This window comes from Streptomyces sp. NBC_01390 (genome assembly GCF_045040105.1).
GTDB lineage: Bacteria > Actinomycetota > Actinomycetes > Streptomycetales > Streptomycetaceae > Streptomyces.
The window spans coordinates 6,174,408-6,191,747 of the sequence record NZ_CP109551.1 but is presented as its reverse complement, the minus strand read 5'-3'; the positions used below and the strand labels follow the sequence as shown (position 1 = coordinate 6,191,747).

The following is a 17,340-nucleotide window of genomic DNA, read 5'->3' as shown; positions in this document are numbered from 1 at the left end:
GAACAACGATCAAGTACGCGACTATTGACGTGTCCAGGACCACACCTCTAACTTCCGAGAGAAAGCGCTTTCCAATCCGGTCCGGCAGCAGATCCTCCGCTTCATCCAACCGCCCTGGAGATGGAGAACAACGATGCAACTGAGACCCGTCATCGCGTGCGTCAGCCTGCTGGCAGGCACACTCGTCGCGCTCTCCGGCACCACCGCACAGGCCGCGACCACACGATACGAGGCCGAGACCTCGCCGGCGGTCTGCACGGGCACCATCGACTCCGACTGGACCGGCTACTCCGGCAGCGGATTCTGCAACGGCACCAACTCGGCCGGCTCGTATGCCCAGTTCACCGTATCCGCACCCGCATCGGGCACGGCGACACTGAGCGTCCGCTTCGCCAACGGCACGACCACCGCCCGTTCGGTGAACATCATCGTGAACGGCACGACGGTCTCGACGGCGTCGTTCGAGGGCACCAGCACCTGGACGGGGTGGACGACGAAGACCCTGACCGTGCCGGTGGTCGCGGGCAACAACACCGTCCGCCTCAACCCGACGGCCGCCGCGGGCCTCCCCAACATCGACTACCTCGACGCGAACGTCCCGGACGGCGGCACCACACCCCCGCCGACGGCCTCCGCCCTGTACGTGTCCCCGTCCGGCACCGACAGCGCGGCGGGCACGTCATCGGCGCCGACCACTCTCACCTCGGCGATCAGCCGCATCACCGCCGGCGGCACGATCTACGTCCGCGGCGGCACGTACAACTACGCCTCGACGGTGACGATCCCGGTCGGCAACAACGGCACCGCGTCCGCCCGGACAGTCCTGGCGGCTTACCCGGGTGAGACCCCGGTCCTCAACTTCTCGGCGCAGACCGAGAGTTCCTCGAACCGGGGCCTCCAGCTCAACGCCAACTACTGGCACATCAAGGGCCTCGTCGTCGAACGGGCGGGTGACAACGGCATCTACGTCGGTGGCAGCAACAACGTCGTCGAGCGCACGGTGACCCGCTTCAACCGTGACACCGGCCTGCAGCTCGGCCGTATCGCCTCCACCACCCCGGCCGCCGACTGGCCCGCCAACAACCTGATCCTGAGCGCCGAGTCGCACGACAACGCCGACTCGGACGGCGAGGACGCGGACGGCTTCGCGGCGAAACTGACGACGGGCGCGGGCAACGTCTTCCGTTACGCCGTGTCCCACAACAACATCGACGACGGCTGGGACCTCTACACCAAGACGGACACGGGCCCCATCAGCCCGGTCACGATCGAGGACTCCCTTTCCTACAAGAACGGCACCCTCACCGACGGCTCCCAGGCCGGCAACGGTGACCGCAACGGCTACAAGCTCGGCGGCGACGACATCGCCGTCAACCACATAGTCAGGCGCAGCATCGCCTACAACAACGGCAAGCACGGCTTCACCTGGAACAGCAACCCCGGCACGCTGACGGTGTCGGACAACGTCAGCATCGACAACACGGAGCGCAACTTCAACTTCGACGGCGGTACGTCGGTGTTCCGCACGAACACGTCCTGCCGCAGCGCCAGCGGCACGAACGACCGCATCGTCGGCGACTCCGACACGTCGAACCAGTTCTGGTCGGGCACGAACGGCGCACGCTGCTCGTCGTACGCGGGCGCACTGCACTGGTCGTTCGCCTCGGACGGGCGGCTGGTGGTGACGTTCGGGGGGTAGGGGGAGCGGCTTTCGCCCTTCCGCCCTTCCGCCCTTCCGTACGAGGCTGAGTTTGGACTGCAATATCCAGACACCCCGGACGCCCCCAGGTCGCTGACCTGGGGGTGTCCGCCATTGGCGCTGCCCGGATCCCCTTCGGGGCTAACATTCATGTTACTAACATCGATGTTAGTAACATGAATGTTAGCTACCCTGTCGTGGATCGTGAGGACCGTCGGAGGGTTCGGAAGGTACTGGCATGGGCGATTTCGTAGGCAGGACGCGTGAGCTCGAGACGTTGAACCGGGAGCTCGGCAAAGTCTCGGCCGGTGTCGGCGGAGAGCGGCCCGGGCGGTGTCTGATGCTGCGGGGGCGCCGACGAGTAGGGAAGTCGCGGCTGGTCGAGCGGTTCGCGGAGCGGTCCGGTGTGCCCTTTCTCTTCTACGCGGCCACGGGAGCGTCGCAGGAGGCCGATCTCCAGCGGCTCGGCCGGGACGCCCAGACGTCGAATCTCCCGCTCGCCGGCCTGCTGGCCTCGGCCCGTCCGGCGAGCTGGGACGACGCCTTCGACGTGCTCGCGGCAGCCCTGCCCGCGGATCGGGCGAGTGTTGTGGTGATGGACGAGGTGCCGTATCTGATGGACGCGGAGGGGGCGTTCGAGGGCACTTTGCAGCGGGCGTGGGACAGAGTGCTGGAGGTCAGGCCGGTGCTGCTCATCCTCATCGGCTCCGATCTCTCCATGATGGAAGCCCTGAACAGCTATGGCCGCCCCTTCCACCAGCGTGGTCGGGAGATGGTGCTCGGTCCCCTCAATCCGGCCGAAGTGGGCGGGATGCTGGGCCTCGAACCCGCCGAGGCCTTCGACGCGGCGCTGATCACCGGCGGGCTCCCCCTGATCTGCGCGGAATGGCCGCACGGCGCCGGAATGTGGGACTTCCTCTCGGCCGTACTGAACGATCCAGTGTCCGCCCTGCTGGTCTCGGCGGAGCGGTCGCTTGCCGCCGAGTTCCCGAAGCAGGCCCAGGCGGGTGCGGTGCTGTCGGCGATCGGAAGCGGAGAACGGACCTTCGCCAACATCGCCCGTGCCGCCGGCGGCATCGGATCGACCCCGCTTCAGCGCTCGCTGGGGGCCCTCGCGGACAAGAGGGTGATCGCGACTGAACTCCCCGTGTCCACAGGCCCTTCGAAAGACCGGCGCTACCGTGTCGCCGACCCCTATCTCCGCTTCTGGCTGCGATTCCTCGGACCCGCGATGGACGAGATCGAGCGAGGCCGGGGCGATCTGACGCTGAACCGCATTCGCGAGAACTGGACCAGCTGGCGTGGTCGCGCAGTCGAACCCCTCGTACGCGAGGCTCTGGCACGCCTGCTGCCGGACACGCACCTGCCGGCCGCTCCTGCGATCGGCGCCTACTGGACCCGTACCAACGATGTGGAGATCGACATCGTCGGAGCCGACCGCGCCCCCATCGCCAAGGAACTGCTGTTCGTCGGTTCGGTGAAGTGGCTGGAGAACGCCCCTTTCGACCGCCACGACCTGTCGGCGCTTCTGCGCCACCGGGCGTTGCTGACACCGGACCCGATTCCTGTCGTCGCCGTTTCGCGAAGCGGTACCGACTGCTCGGGGCTCGACGCGGAGTACGGCCCGGCGGACCTCCTGGACGCGTGGCCTTGCTGACACTCCGGTCGGCCCCGGCCCCCCATCCTCTGGACCCCGCGCTGAGGAGACGAAGGCCCTGACATACAGGCCGCCCCAACTCAGGTGCCGACGCGACCTCCTTGGCGTTAGCGTGCGCCAGTGATCAGTGAAGAGGGGACGCGCCTGGGCGCGGAGGCCGCACGACGGCTGGTGGAGACAGGGCTCTACGAGTTCGAGCCGGGACTGACGGCCTCCGAGTTCGCGCGGATCGAGGACGAGTACGGCTTCGAGTTCGCGGACGATCACCGGGCGTTCCTCGCAGCGGGCCTTCCGGTCAATGTTCCGCCCGAGGAGGGGCAGACCTGGTCAAAGCCCTGGCCCGAATGGCGTAGCGAGGATCCGGCCAAGCTGCGGGATCGGCTCGACCGGCCGGTCGAGGGAGTTCTCTTCGACGTGGAGCACAACGGGTTCTGGTACGCGGCCTGGGGTGAGCGTCCGTTGGATGACGCGGTCGCCCTTGCCGCAGCACGGCGTCATCTCGCCGATGTGCCGTTGCTCGTGCCGGTGTACGCCCACCGGTACCTTCCCGCCGGACGGGGGAACTTCGGGCATCCGGTCCTGTCGATGTGGCAGACCGACATCATCTACTACGGCCTTGACCTCGTCGACTACATGCACCGGGAGTTCGACGAGGCACGCGGCGACGTCGACGAGGGTTGGGACCCCGTAGCGACGGTCCCCTTTTGGCGGGACCTTCTCTGACAGTCAGCGACCCGGATGGCTCACTCGCCCTTCCGTCCGGCACCCCCGAGTGTCGGTGGGCACCCTGGCTCAGGACCGGGACGAGGAGGTACTGGCGCGGGAGCGGTTCGCGCGGATCTCGTCCTGGTGGTCGGACACCCAGCCGATCAACGGCGTGACGATCTCGTGCAGGCCGCGGCCGGGCGGGGCCAGGGCGTACTCCACGCGCGGCGGCACCTCGGCGTAGGCGGTCCGCGTGACCAGGCCGTCCTCGTGGAGCTGGCGCAGTGTGTGCACCCTGTCCATCGGCGCCTTCATCACCGGCAGCGAGGTCGCGGAGGCGGCTGCCGCCGACCCCGAGGCGGCTTCCCTGCCGGTTGTCGATCCGGCCGACCTGGCCGGGCTCTATTGGGACTTGTACTCCAGGCGCGACCGCGTCGAGGAGGTCCACCCCGACTTCAAGACCGGCTGACAGGCGAGCCCCTCGGCGGTGCGGACCGTGCGTGCGGTCCACACCGCCTGTCCACGCGACGGACTCTCTGGACGGTGTGTGTCTTGGCAGACCGGGGACGTAGCCCCCGGTCTGCCTCGGTGTCACCGCTCAGGGCAGGATCGGCAGCACCCCGCAGTTCGAGGTTGCCGGCTTTCCCGACAGGCGGTCTGTCAGCCAGTTGACCGCGCTTCCCTGGTCCGCGAGGAGGGGAGTGAAGTGGTTCAGCAGGGGGCTGATCACGTTCGGCAGGATCACCGGCACGTACGTGATGTTCGCGCCCTTCGCGCACCAGTTCTTGGCGAGGCGGCGGGCCTGTTTGTGCGGGACCAGGTTGTCGCTGGTGCCCGTCGCGACGCGTACCGGGCCCGAGGGTGTCAGGGTGCCGATGCGCTGGCTGTCGAGGAAGGTCTGCAGGGCCGGGGTGGACGCGATGATGTCGGAGAGCGACGCGCCGTCCGTCGTCCACTTCGTGCTCTTCGCGTAGCCGTAGTGCAGCAGGGCGTCGCCCACGCACATCGTCGACAGGTCGGTCATGGCCGCTTTGCCCGCCGCGTTCAGGTGGGCCTCCGCCAGCGGTCTCAGCGTGGGGTCCGACTGGAGGAAGCCGTTGAGGGACCAGCCGAGGGCGCCCGCCAGTTCGCTTCCGTCGATCGCCTTCGTGACCGCCGTCAGGTCGGCCGGTGGGGCGCCCGAGTAGGTGCCGGCGAGGGTGATGTCGGGGGCGTAGGACGGCTGGAGTTCCGCTGCCGCCGCCGTCGCTCCGCCGCCCTGGCTGTAGCCGAACAGGCCCACCCGGGACTCGGACGTGACCGAGGTGCCGGGGAGGGAGCGGGCGGCGCGTACCGCGTCCAGTACCGCGTGGGCCTCGTCGAGCCGGTTGACGTACGTGTGGAGGCGGTCTGTCGCGCCCAGGCCGGCGTAGTCCGTGACGACCACGGCGGCGCCGGTCGCCAGGAGGCGGTAGATCGCCACGTCCTCGTAACCGACGGACACCGTACGGCCGTTGAGGAGCAGGGGATGCTCCAGGCCCATGGATGCCGCGCACTGGTCGCCCTGGCCCATCGTGCCGGGGGCCACCGCCACGAGGGGACGGGCGCCGCCGCCCTTCCAGGCCGCCGTGGGTTCGATGTACGCGCCGGTGACCGCCACCGGGGCGCCGTTGGAGTCCGTGGACTTGTACATCAGGCGGGTTGCCCGGCCGGGCAGCGGGCCGTCGAGGGTGGGGAGGGAGATGGCCAGGGGGAGTGGTTCCGAGCGGACCACCGCGCCGTCGGCGGCGGGGAGCGTGGTCGGGGGCGTGTAGAACGCCGGGATCTCCACACCTCCGGACACGACCGGCTCCGTCGAGGAGGCGTCCGAGGCGGTGGCCGGCGTGGCTGTTGTGGCCGGCGTGGCTGCCGTGGCTGTTGTGTACGAGAGAACCTGAGCGCCCAAGCAGGTCGCAGCGGTGAGCGCTGCGGCCAGGAGCCGTCTGCGTGCGGGCATGGCGAACCTCCTGTGAAGTGGGGCAGGAAGCAGTGAGGAACCGGGAGACGCCATGAGGCCGCCTCTCCCTACTGATTGGTTCGCCAGGACCGTACCTACTGGTCGGTTACCTCGGGTAGCGGTCGGTAGATTACGGTTGAGTAACTTGACCCGCTGTCTAATTGGGGGAACCGGACGTCACTGGTCGCCGATCAGCAGCCGGTGGACCTCGGGTCGAACGTCAGGGGGGCCAACCGGTCGGCTGCGGCGGCCTCGTTGTAGGTCGCGTGGGTGACCTCGTACCAGACGGCGTCCTTGGCCTTGTCGCCGTTCACGTCGTCCAGGCTCACGCACCAGCGTTCCTGTCGCACGACCCGCGTGTACGTCTCCGTGCCGCTTCGTACCTTCGTGCACTTCTGGGAGCTCTCGGTGGTGTACCAGGTGCGCGTCTTCTTCTTGCTGCCCGTGCCCGTACGCGAGGTGTGCTTGACCTTCTCGGTGGCGAGCGCGCACTTCCTGACCAGGTGCGGGCGCGTGGCCCTGGCCGTCTTGCGGGTGATGTGGCGGACGGTGCCACGGAGGCCGGAGACGGTCGTCGGCTCGGGACTGGGCTGCGGGGCGCTGTCGTACTTGCCGTTGCCGCTGTTGTCGCTGACGGAGGAGTCCCCCCGCGAGGCGTCGTTCCCGCCTCCGCACGCGCCTAGTCCGGCCATGAGGACCATCGTCAGACCGGCCACCATCAGGCGTTTCCTGCTGGGCATGTTGTGTTCCCCGTCCGCTGCTGTCTCAAAAAAGACGGTCAGCGTACCTCCCTCACATGGCGATCACCGCGATCGTGACGATCAGGACGAACATCGTGACGCACGCCCCGATCACACAGCCCGCGCCGCTCGTCAGCTTGTCCAGGCCGGACAAGGGGACCGGGGACTGCGGTGTGGTGGTGGGTGGTGGCGGGAGAACGGTCGGCTGGGATCCGGTCGGGCGGACCAGCGCGTCGCGCAGGATCTGCTGCCAGATCGGCGGCGGCAGGTCGGGGACCTCGCCGTACGTCGGGGAAACCAGCGTCCGCGAGAGCCAGTTGGACCAGACGGGGTGCTGGGCCCGGACCATGGTGTACAGCGTTTCGTGCAGGTCGTGCAGATACTCCTCCTCGCGGGCCAGCGGGGCCACGGCCCAGGAGAAGAGATGCGCCGCCCGGTCCGCCAGGGCCGCGCCCGACATGGACTCCCCGGTCTGCCCGTGGGGTGTCAGGTGGGGTGTCAGGTAGAGACGGTTGCGGAGCACCTGCGCGCACAGGTCCTGTTGCATCTTCCGGGGACGGGTCTCGCGGCGCCGGGGGTTTCCCAGCTCGGACAGCAGCAACTCAAGTGATCGCGGCGGGAGTTCGTCGGACTGGAGCAGCTCGCGGAACAGTACGTCGTCGGGTGCCTTCTGCAACTGTGCCATCAGGATGCGGTGTTCCACCTGGTCCCCGCGCTCATCACCGCGCAGGTCGTCATGGAGCTGGTGATGCTGGTGGGTGGAGGAGGGTTGGGGCTGGGGCTGGGGTTGGGGCTTCTCGTACGTCGTTTCGCGGTGCGGCTCCTGCTGTGGCCGTGGGGGGTGCTGGTGGTGGTTCTCCTCCGGCGGTTCCTGCGGCGGCCGCTCCTGCAGCTGGCGTTCCTGCGGCGGCCGTTCCTTCGGGGTTTCCGTACGGGGGCCGGCCGGCCGGTGTTCCGTGCGCAGGATGCTCCGCAGCAGGTCCCGTCGCCGCTCCCAGTCCATCGTCGCGCCGTCGCGCAGCTCCTCCGTCAGCTGGGGCACGCCCGGGGGAGCCCCCCGGTGGGCGAGGAGGTGATCGACCAGGCGGGACGCCGCCCGGTGTTCGAAACGGGCATCCACCGTTCTGCCGCCCATCACCCTGGCCAGCGGGCCGGAGCCGCCGGTTTCCTGTTCCCAGCGGGGGACCGACGTCAGGCGCAGGGGGTGGGTGTCGACCGTGTCGTAGGTCGCGAACGTCCAGTCGCGGCCTGGCCAGTCGTCGAAGAGGAGGAACAGGCCCAGGTAGACCAGCGCGGCCTCGTCCTGGTCCGGCCAGCCCGCCGGCCTCTCCTCGCCCACCAGCAGTGACACCCGTTGGGCCGGGTCGCGCAGCCACTCCGCCGTCGTCATCATCAGCGCGCCCCGCACGTTCTCCAGCCGGGCCTCCATCTTCGGCAGGCGGTCGTGCGCGAGGTCGTCGAGGTGCGCACAGTCGACCACCGGCTTCGAGCCGGTGGCCCCTTCCGCGAACTTACGGGAGCCCCAGCCGCCGTACGCCAGGCCAAGGCACCGGAGGGTGTTCAGGGTGGCGGGGGCGCCGGTCAGGACGTGGCTGGCCGTGCTGGGGCGGCCCGTACGGTCCGTGGTGGGCCAGCGCTGGACGAGCAGGACCTCGCCGTCACGGGACAGGGTGCGCACGACGCTCGGGCGGGCCGCGCCCGTGCCCGACACCCACAGCAACGCGCCCAGTTCGCGGCCCAGTTGCTCGGCCCGCTCGGGCGGGCAGGAGTGGGCGACCGCCTTCATGCCGGTGCCCTGACGGCCCTGGTTGCCCTCCCACCGGAAGACGATCTGATGCACCGAGGACGCCGACAGCATCGAGGACGTCTCATGGAATTCGTTCAGGTTGGATTCGCTGAATTCGCTCACTTCTCTTCTCCTCCCCGTTCCCGCTCCCGTTGGCGGCCGGGTCCGCCGGCTCCTCGCGCCCCGGGTACGCGCAGCTCCCCGTCGGTGGAGTCCTCCGGGGGTACCGCCTCCCAGGCCGCCGCCTCGCCCCTCGCGAACGCTTCGGGGCCGCCGGGGACGTCGATCAGGCCGTGCATCGCCAGCAGCGAGAGCAGCGGTTCCAGCACGCGCCGGGGGGCCGCGCCCGACGGATAGCGGCCCTGGTCCTCCTGGCCGCCGGTGGCCGACGCGACGTGCAGGGTGCACCGGCGGATCGCGTCGAAGGGGCGCAGCCAGGCCTGGCCCGCATGGCGGCGCAGGAACGCGTGGACGTCCTGGCTCTCCTCGCGCAGCACGGCGGGGTCGAGGGTGGTGTGGGCCCCCCGGGCCAGCCAGCGGTCGACCGGGGACTGGAAGCGCAGCAGGTCCGCCTTGGCCAGCACCATCGTGGCCGCCACCTCCAGGTAGGGGCCCGTCTTCGGGAGCCGGTCCAGGACCGTCGCGAAGGCGAGGTCGCCGTCCCGGTTCACCTCGACTCCCCCGCGTTCCCTCGCGTGGTCCAACTGCGGTACGGGGAGGGCCAGTAGTGGGTCGACGACGAAGACCAGCGCGTCCACCCCGAGCAGGAACCGCAGGGCCGCGTCCGTTCGTACGAGATCCTCGCCGCCCAGGTCGAAGAAGGCGACGGGACGCACCTGGCCGTGGGCGTCGGTGATGAGGAGGGACTCGACGAACCGGGCGAAGCCGTCCAGGCCGACGCCGGTGGTGTGGTCCAGGACCCGGCCGTTGCGCAGGGGCTGCACCCGTTCCCGTACGAATCGGGCATGCTGCTCGGGGTTGACGGACTGCCAGGACAGACCGAAGGGTTCGAGGCCGCCGTCGGTGATCTCGGCGATCATCTGGGTCAGCAGATGGCTCTTGCCGGTGGAGGACTGGCCGACCATCGCGACCGTCAGCGGGCGGCCGTACGTCAAGTACGGCACGGGGATGAAGTGTTCGGGGAACTCCGGGTCGGCCGTGCACTTCTGGACGGCGCCCCGCAGCACGTCCTGGCGGCGCAGTCTGCCCACGCCCGCGAGGTTCAGGGACTGGTACTGCATCCGGCTGTCGGTGACGTACAGCGCGCTCAGGTCGAGCTGGATGGTCTCCAGGCAGTACGGACAGGTGACCTCGCTCTCGGTCAGCCCGGTCGCGGGGCCGACGTCCGAGGGGGGTGCCAGGGGTGCCTGTCGTTTGGCGCGCAGGGCCTGTTCGAACGCCTCCCGGTCCTGGCGGGTCTCGTCGGGGGGTGAGAGGAGGGTGGCCCGGCGGGATGTTCCGGGGGCCAGCAGGTCGAGGAGCTGGGCGGGGGACGGGCGGGCGGTCGCCCGGGGGGCGAAGGCGTCGCGCAACGTCTCGTCGAGGACCCGGTGTTCGGCCAGGTCGGCGGGGGACCGGTCGGGGTGGCCGGGGCGGCCGGTCACCAGGCGGTAGAGGACCTGGGCCGCGCTCCACACCGCGTCCCGGGAGTCGACGAGGCCCTCGCCCCGGCGCTGTTCGGGCGAGGAGTAGGGGGCGCGGCCCCAGGCCGTGCGCGGCCGGCCGGCGTCGGCCACGCCCTCCAGTCCCCAGAGCTGGAGGGAGGCGCCGTCCCAGAGCACGGTGGCAGGTGAGATGCCGCGCGGGACGAGGCCCTGGTCGTCCAGCAGGCACAGGGCGAGCATCAGGTCCCGGGTGAGGACGCGTTGGTCTGTCGACGACATGACGTGGGTTCTCGCGGCGGTGGCGCCGCGTGGTGGGTCGTACAGGAGGAACGGCTCGTCGGTGTCCAGTTCGTAGCCGATGAGCCGGGGGAAGAGCGGGGCGAACTCGGTGCCGTCGACCAGTCGGTGCAGGCGTAGCGCGGTGCCCGCCTCGGTGTCGAGGAGGGCGCGGGCGGCCGGTGTCGTCGCGTCGGCGGCGGAGAGCCGGACTTGTACGCAGCGCTGGCCCTGGCGCCGGTCGTCGAGCAGGGCGTTGCGGATCAGCGGCGGGAGTTGCGGATCGCGCCGGGACTCGGGGCCGAAGCGGACCCGGGCGACGCGGCGGCGGCCGGAGGGGGTGCTGAAGCCGAGTTTGGCGTCGGCGGGGCCCTCGGGGCCCGGCGGACGCTCCGGCCCGTGGTGGGTGGTGCGGGTCACCATCGGTCGCCGTCCGCTCGGTCGTTGGAGCCGTCGTACGGGCTGTCGTACGCGCTGTTGTGTGGGCTGTCGGGCCGGCTGTTGTACGGGCTGTCGTGCCCGTCGCCGTCGTCGCGGGGGCGGAAGGTCTCCACCACGCCGGGGCGCAGCGGGGTGAGCCGGAGCAGGCCCGCGTACCGTCCCGACGACGTCCACTCCACCTCCTGCGACCGGTCCGCACCGTTCGTACGCCAGGCCTTCTCGACCTCGTCGCGTACGGCCAGGGGCGCGAACCTGATCCAGACCGCCGCCGCCGGGTCGCGGCTGAGCAGCGTGCTCTGGTCGGGCGAGGACAGCTGGACCACGGCCTGCCGGTCGGTCTCCGCGCCGACCAGTTCGGCCAGCCCGTGCGGGTCGGTGCCCAGCAGGTTCGCCGAGGTGGCGCGGGCGCGGCGGGGTGCGGCGAACGGCGGTGGGGCCAGGACCCCGTTGTGGCGGAGGTGCCTGCGGGCCGTCGACAGGAGTTCGGCGACCCGTCCCTCGATACGGGTCGCGGCGAGCGTGCCGGCCTGGCCGCGTTCCACCGCGCCCCAGTAGGACCGCATCGCCTCCAGTGCGGCGTCGGTGAGGTCGGCGGCGAGGGTGGCGACCAGCTCCGGGCCGCCCTCGCCGGTCTCCCGGTCCAGCCAACGCGGCGTCCCCCCGGCGCCGTTCGCCCCCGGCGAGTCCGGCGGGGCGGGGTGCGGTGTCCGGGCGGGCGGGGATACGGGGGGCTCGTCGGGGGCGGTGGCCGTGTTCGCCGGGTGGGTGGCGGCGTCGGGATTGGCGGGGCTGGCGGGGTCGTCCCAGGGCGGGGCGTCCGGCCAGGCGTAGGCGCTCATCCAGTCGTCGTGGCCGTCCTTCTCGTCGGTCTCGTCGGCAGCACCGTCGCCGGCTCCCGAGAACGCGTCCGGGGTGCTCGACAGCCAGTCGTCCGCTGCGGAGCCCGAGTCGCCGTACGTCCCGTACATGCCGTTGCCGCCCCCGACCGTCGCCCGCTCGGGTTCGGGTACTGCCTCGGCCTCCGCCGCCGCTGCCGTCGCCCGCAGTACACCGGCGACGGAACGGGCGGCGTCCGCGCAGTTCAGGCGCTCCTCGACGGCCCAGTGTTCCCGGACGCCCTGGGCCAGCAGGGCGTCGAGGCCGGCGAGGGAGCGGCGGAGTGCGGTGGTGGCGTGGCCCGGTGGCCAGGCGTCGGCCGCCGTGCGCCAGAGACGGCGGGTCGTCTCCGCCGCCGCGCACAGGCCGAGGAGCAGGCCGGACGTGCTCAGCCAGGGGGCGGGGTGGGTCGCGTACGCGAGTAGTGCCCCGGTCAGGGCGCCGGCGAAGGCCGTGATCTGGGGGGCCAGTGCCCAGCGGTGGCCTGGGCGGCCGGGGTCGTGCAGCCGGGACGCGCTTAGCCGGGACGTGGCGACGAAGAGGAGGGGGACGATGAGGGCGAGCGCTTGCAGTGGGGGTTGCCAGAGGGCGGCCAGGAGGGCGGCGGTGAAGGTTGCGGCTGCGGCGGGGGTGACGTCGTATGCCGGGTGCGCGTCCGTCGTGGCTGGTCGCGCAGTTCCCCGCGCCCCTGGGGGTGGGGGACTGTCGGGTGTTGGGTGCGGGTCCGTTGTGGCTGGTCGCGCAGTTCCTCGCGCCCCTGGGGGTGGGGGGCTGTCGGGTGTTGGGTGTTCGTTCGTTGTGGTTGGTTGTGTGGTTCCTCGCGGCCCTGACGGGGTGCTGTCGAACTCGGTTAGTTTTCGTGTCAGTGCCGAACTCGGGACTGGTTCTACTCGGCCGGCCAAGGTGGTGAAGCGTTGGGCTACCGAGCGTAGGGGGAGGCCCTGGGCGAGGAGTTTTTCGGCGTATTCGCGTAGGGCGTCGCCGATTCGGTCGCGCATGCCCTCCGTCGTGGGTACCCGCAGGCCCAGGTCGGTGAGACGGGCTGCTGCCTCGGCGGTCGAGGACGTTGTGCCGGTGCCGCTGCGCAGGGCCCTGCCGACGAGGGCCTGGTAGGCGTCGAGGGACTGGCGGGCCTGGTCGAGGTCGGCCTCGAAGGCGGTGCGGCGGGAGGGGCGCAGCAGCCCGGGGAGGGTACGCAGGCCGGCCAGCGCCTCGTCGGCGTAGTCGAGGGCGTCCGCGCAGGCCCGGTAGGTCTCCTCCGCCGTGCCGTTCGGATGCCGGTGCCGTTGGTCCCGGCCGCCGCGCCCGGTCGCCAACGCCCGTAGCGGGTCCGGGAGATCGACGCCGGACCCGATGGCCGTCGGCGGCGCGTGGTCGGAGTCGTGGCCCGCGAAGCGGGTGAGCGCGTCGCGCCAGGCCCGGTCGCGTGTCTCCGGGGGCAGGTCCTGCTCCAGGAGACGTACGCCGGGTGCGGCGACGGCGTCGGGCAGTGCCGCCACGTCCTTCAGGACGCGCCGGAAGACGTCCGGCACCGACAGGACGTCGACGAGGACGGCCAGCGCGTCCGGGTCGTCGGGCGCGGGCTGCTCCAGTGCCGTGCGCGAGGAGCGCAGGTCACCGGCCCACAGGACGGCCGTACGGTCGGTGCGCAGTACGGCGGGGCGCAGCAGGCGCCGGTCGGGCCGGAACGCCTCGTCCGCACCGGCGTACGAACCGGGCGCGCTGCCCACCAGCAGGACCAGGATCCTGACCTCCCCCACGGCCCGGTGGGCGGCGAGGAGTTCGTACTGCCGCTGGTGGTCGGTGAGCCCGGCCGGGGTGTCCGTCACCAGGAACATCGGGTCGTCGGGCTCCGGTTGACCGGCCTGGGCGAGACGGCGGGCGACGCGGGCCCGGAGTGCCTGGGGGGTGTCGAGTGCCGCCGCCCCGGAGCGCAGGTCGAGCGGGACGACAACGGGGCCGAAGCCCCCGAAGTTCGCAGCCATGCTCACTGGGCGTCTCCGTCCCAGGGGGAGCTGTCGTTGTCCCGGCGGCCGTACCGGCGCTCGTCGGGGTCGTCGTCGGGCTGGTCCCAGGGCGCGGCGGGGCGCTCGGTGCCGCGCGGGGAGCCGTTGACACGCCCGTCGTTACGACGACGGGCGCCGCCGCTGTATCCGTCCGGGGCACGGTAGTTGGCGCGGTACGGGTCGCCGTACCCCCTGTCGTTCCTGCTGTTCCTGTCGTCGTCATCGTTGTCCCGGTCGGGGTCCGGCCCGTTCTCCTCGGCGTCGGACGACTGGCGTGCCGTGCCCCAGTCGTCCTCGTCCTCCTCGTCGGCGCGGCGCCGGGGGGCCTTCGGCTGGGGGAGGCGGCGCAGGGGCGGGGTGCCGCCGCGGACGTGTTCCAGGAGGGTGCGCAGGGTCGGCTGGACCGCGCGCTGGTCGCCGAACTCGGTGTCCAGGGCGGCCGGGAGGGTCTCCGCCCAGAACTCCCAGAGGGGGCGTACCCAGCCCTCGACGCGTTCGCCGTCCCGTTCGCGGCGCTCCGCGAGCAGCTCCAGCTGGCGCGGGGCGGTCTTCTCGACGAGTTCGACGAACAGGGGGTGCGGGTCGCTGCCGCTTCGGGTCAGGCCTGTCGGCTGGGCGCCCATCAGTTCGCGGCAGTAGTCCTCGACCGTGCGCTCGTCGTCGAGGACGGTCCAGCGTTCGTAGGAGCGCAGGAGTTCAGCCCAGCTCGACACCCCGCCGGGGAAGTCCCCCAACCGCAGCCGTACGCCCGGGACCTGGGCTCCCGCCTCGGGGTGCAGGCGCAGCCGGACGCGTTCCGGGGAGGCGCTCTCCCCGTCGACGACGTCGACCTGGCCGTTCCACATGCAGCACAGCAGGCGGTGCAGGATGACGCGGCGGTCCTCCTCGCCGCTGACCATCCAGCTGTCCCGGTAGCCGAGCCGCTGGCGCCAGCGCAGCACGTCCTGGGCCTGCTCGCTGTCCTTCGCCCTGGCCCACTGGCGCAGCACCTTGCGGGCCTCGGGGACCTGGGTGAGGCTCATCTCGCTGCGGAACAGGACGACAGTCACCGAGTCGCTCTCGACTCCCCGGTACTCGACGGAGTTCCGGGCGTCGGACGGCAGTCGCAGAGCCTTGCCGAGGTACTGCTCGACCTCGTCGACGGCCTCCACGCGCGGGTAGGTGACCAGCACCCGCAGGGGGCCGGTGCCCTCCGGGGTGAAGCCGACCGGCAGCAGTCCGGCCAGCTTGCGGCCGAACAGGTCGAGGGCCTCCTTGCTGACCTGGTCGGCGGCGTCGGAGTCGCCTGCCGCGGCGGCCAGCAGGGTGCTCATGGACGGCAACAGGGGCCGTTCCTCCAGGCGTTCGCCGCCTTCGGCGAACAACCGCGTGATCCGGCCCTCCAGTTGTGCCTTCACGACCGACACCGCGCCGTCGGGGCTGCGCCGGCTGAGGCCGTGGACGTCACGCCAGATGTCGCCGGAGACGAGCTTGAGCAGCAGCGCCGCCGCGTCCTCCGTCTCGCGCAGTCCCTCGCGGCGGATCAGCCTGGTCACCACGTCCTCGTAGAAGTGGTTGAGGGTGCGCTGCGGCGGCAGCAGGTAGGAGATGCCCGTGCGGTCCTCGTACAGTTCGAGGCCCTTCTGCGCGGAGACCTTGCGTTCCTGCTCGCTGTGCGCGCGGAAGGCGTTGACGAGCCGGGCGATGTCGGCGCCCGCGGTGTCGGCGGGGGCCCGCCAGTGCTGCTGCTGTTCACGCCAGGCCTCGTGCCAGATGGTCCGGCAGCGCCACTGGTACCAGGCGTCCTGTTCCCGGAGCACGGCAGTGACGTCGTCGTCGCCCCAGCGGGGCGGTGAGACGCCGGCCAGTTTGCCCTTGATGCGGGGGATCTTGGGCGGCTGGTCGGTCATGCCGGCCGGGCGTTGCGGGGCGCGGGAGCGGTTGTCCAGCATGCCGAGGAAGCCCAGTTTGGCGATCGGGTCGTCGTTCTCCGGCATGCCCCGCACGACCCGGTCGGCGTGGAAGGGGTCGACGCTCAGCAGGAGTTTGTCGATGGCGGGGCGCGGCGAGAACCGGTCGGCCATCGTGGCGGCGGTGCGTTCGGCGACGGACCGCAGGTCGGCGAGCAGCCGCTGCATGTCGGAGATCCGCTCGGCGAGCGCCGTCTCGACCGCCTTGCTGCCGCGCGGCAGCGGGTCGGGGTCCAGTACGGGCAACTGCCTGCGTTCCCACAGCTCTCCGAGGTTCGAGTCGGCGAACAGCTGCCGGATCATCGGCACCGTGCTCTCGCGCAGCGCGGGCCGGGGCCGTTCCACGAGGTCGGTGACCGCCTCCCGCAGCATCCGGCCGGCGACCAGGTCGGCGAGCTGGTCCATCGGTACGGTCATCGACGCGACCAGGCTGGTGGAGACGCCCTGGCGGCCGATGCCGGTGGGGGAGAGGGCGCTGCGGTGCACACCCCGGTTGATGAAGCTCGCGGCGAAGGTCTGGAAGTCGTCGTCGCCGCCCGTGCTCCGGCCCCGGGTGCGGGTGTCGCCCAGTTCGGTGCCGATCAGCGACATCACCAGGGAGACGATGGAGCGGCGCAGGTCGTCGGGGCGGATGCCGGCGGTCGGGCTGAACAGGAACGAGGTGGGCAGGATGCCGGTCCGCAGCCGGATCGGCTGGGTGCCGGGGTAGCGGACACCGATCCCGGCGGTGTGGTCGAGGTCGCCGATCTCGGCGCCCTCGGTGGGCGCGTTCTGTCCGTCCACCAGCCGGAACAGGTCCACGAGGGCGCGGGCCGCGTTGAGTTCGGCCTCGCGTCCGCCGCCGGTGGCCGAGGAGAACGACGACGGCATGACGACCAGCGGGTAGATCTTCACGCCGTTGAAGCCGCGCAGCTGGAAGGCGTGGTTGATGAGGTGCAGATAGTCCAGGAAGATCCCGGCTCCGGTCCCGCCGGCCACCGAGAAGGCGACGAACACATCGCAGCCGGTGACCTTTCCGCCGCCCAGTTCGGCCAGTTCGCCGCCGGCCCTGGCCATCGAGTCGATCGCCTGGAGCAGCGGGGTGAGGACGGGCCCGAGGCCGTGCCGGAGCGTGGCGAACAGGGCGGCGCGTCCCACGGTGGGCAGCTGTCCGGCGCCGTTGTGGAGCGGGGTGACGCGCGGTTCGTCGGTGCGCGGCGGCAGCCAGCCGGCGACCTCCGAGCGCATGCTGGCCCGGAGCATCTTGGTGACCTCGGGCGAACTGTCGAAGTTCGGCAGCAGGTCGTGGGTGGCCCGTGACGTACGGGAGTAGGCGGCGCGCAGTGACGGGTCGACGTTGAACTGGGGCAGCCGCATCAGGTCCGACTCGCTGTAGTCCGCGTACACGAACTGGAGGCAGTCGGGCAGTTGGTAGGGCGCGCTGCCGCTGATCCGGCTCAGCGCCGAGCCGTCCGGGCCGCACAGCTCGGCGCGCAGTCTGCGCTCCAGCTCGGCGCCGACCAGGCCGCCGGTGCCGCCCAGGCCGACGAAGAGCATCGGCTGGAAGATCTTCATGGGTTTCCTCCCCGCTCACGGCCGCCGGGCCGCGTGGTCGTGCTCGAAACGTTCGTGTGGGTGGGCGTGGGT

Annotated in this window: 11 protein-coding genes; 4 read left to right on the top strand and 7 right to left on the bottom strand. The window is 71.2% G+C overall.

Annotated elements, in window-relative coordinates:
* Window positions 1-133 precede the first annotated feature (133 nt).
* From OG241_RS27860 to OG241_RS27850, 3 genes are all read left to right on the top strand, one after another.
* A complete protein-coding gene (locus tag OG241_RS27860; RefSeq protein ID WP_405818956.1) occupies window positions 134-1,699 on the top strand; it encodes a carbohydrate-binding protein in 1,566 nt (521 codons plus the stop codon).
* A gap of 238 nt (window positions 1,700-1,937) precedes the next feature.
* Window positions 1,938-3,356, top strand: coding sequence for an ATP-binding protein (locus OG241_RS27855; protein ID WP_405818955.1), 1,419 nt, complete (start codon window positions 1,938-1,940; stop codon window positions 3,354-3,356).
* Window positions 3,357-3,476: 120 nt separating this feature from the next.
* Complete coding sequence (locus OG241_RS27850; protein WP_405818953.1) at window positions 3,477-4,079, top strand: hypothetical protein; 603 nt, start codon at window positions 3,477-3,479, stop codon at window positions 4,077-4,079.
* A gap of 69 nt (window positions 4,080-4,148) precedes the next feature.
* Here the strand turns inward: OG241_RS27850 and OG241_RS27845 are convergent, their stop codons facing one another.
* A complete protein-coding gene (locus OG241_RS27845) occupies window positions 4,149-4,364 on the bottom strand; it encodes a winged helix-turn-helix transcriptional regulator (RefSeq protein WP_405818951.1) in 216 nt (71 codons plus the stop codon).
* Here OG241_RS27845 and OG241_RS27840 point away from each other — a divergent pair.
* Entirely contained in the window at window positions 4,348-4,530 is a 183-nt protein-coding gene (locus OG241_RS27840) for a hypothetical protein (RefSeq protein WP_405818950.1), read from the top strand. The genes OG241_RS27845 and OG241_RS27840 overlap by 17 nt on opposite strands.
* Before the next feature lie 129 nt (window positions 4,531-4,659).
* On the opposite strand, the gene OG241_RS27835 is transcribed toward OG241_RS27840, so the two are convergent.
* The 6 genes from OG241_RS27835 to OG241_RS27810 form a co-directional block, all read right to left on the bottom strand.
* Complete coding sequence (locus OG241_RS27835; protein ID WP_405818948.1) at window positions 4,660-6,036, bottom strand: alpha/beta fold hydrolase; 1,377 nt, start codon at window positions 6,034-6,036, stop codon at window positions 4,660-4,662.
* A gap of 191 nt (window positions 6,037-6,227) precedes the next feature.
* Window positions 6,228-6,776, bottom strand: a complete 549-nt coding sequence (locus OG241_RS27830; protein WP_405818946.1) for a hypothetical protein — start codon at window positions 6,774-6,776, stop codon at window positions 6,228-6,230.
* A gap of 52 nt (window positions 6,777-6,828) precedes the next feature.
* A complete protein-coding gene (locus OG241_RS27825) occupies window positions 6,829-8,685 on the bottom strand; it encodes a hypothetical protein (protein ID WP_405818945.1) in 1,857 nt (618 codons plus the stop codon).
* Window positions 8,682-10,865 carry a hypothetical protein gene (locus OG241_RS27820; RefSeq protein ID WP_405818944.1) on the bottom strand — a complete coding sequence of 728 codons (2,184 nt, stop codon included), beginning with the start codon at window positions 10,863-10,865 and terminating at the stop codon, window positions 8,682-8,684. The genes OG241_RS27825 and OG241_RS27820 overlap by 4 nt, the downstream gene beginning before the upstream one ends.
* On the bottom strand, window positions 10,859-13,744 hold the full coding sequence (locus OG241_RS27815; protein ID WP_405818942.1) for a hypothetical protein: 2,886 nt from the start codon (window positions 13,742-13,744) through the stop codon (window positions 10,859-10,861). The genes OG241_RS27820 and OG241_RS27815 overlap by 7 nt, the downstream gene beginning before the upstream one ends.
* 2 nt (window positions 13,745-13,746) lie before the next feature.
* A complete protein-coding gene (locus tag OG241_RS27810) occupies window positions 13,747-17,268 on the bottom strand; it encodes a tubulin-like doman-containing protein (RefSeq protein ID WP_405818941.1) in 3,522 nt (1,173 codons plus the stop codon).
* Window positions 17,269-17,340 lie beyond the last annotated feature (72 nt).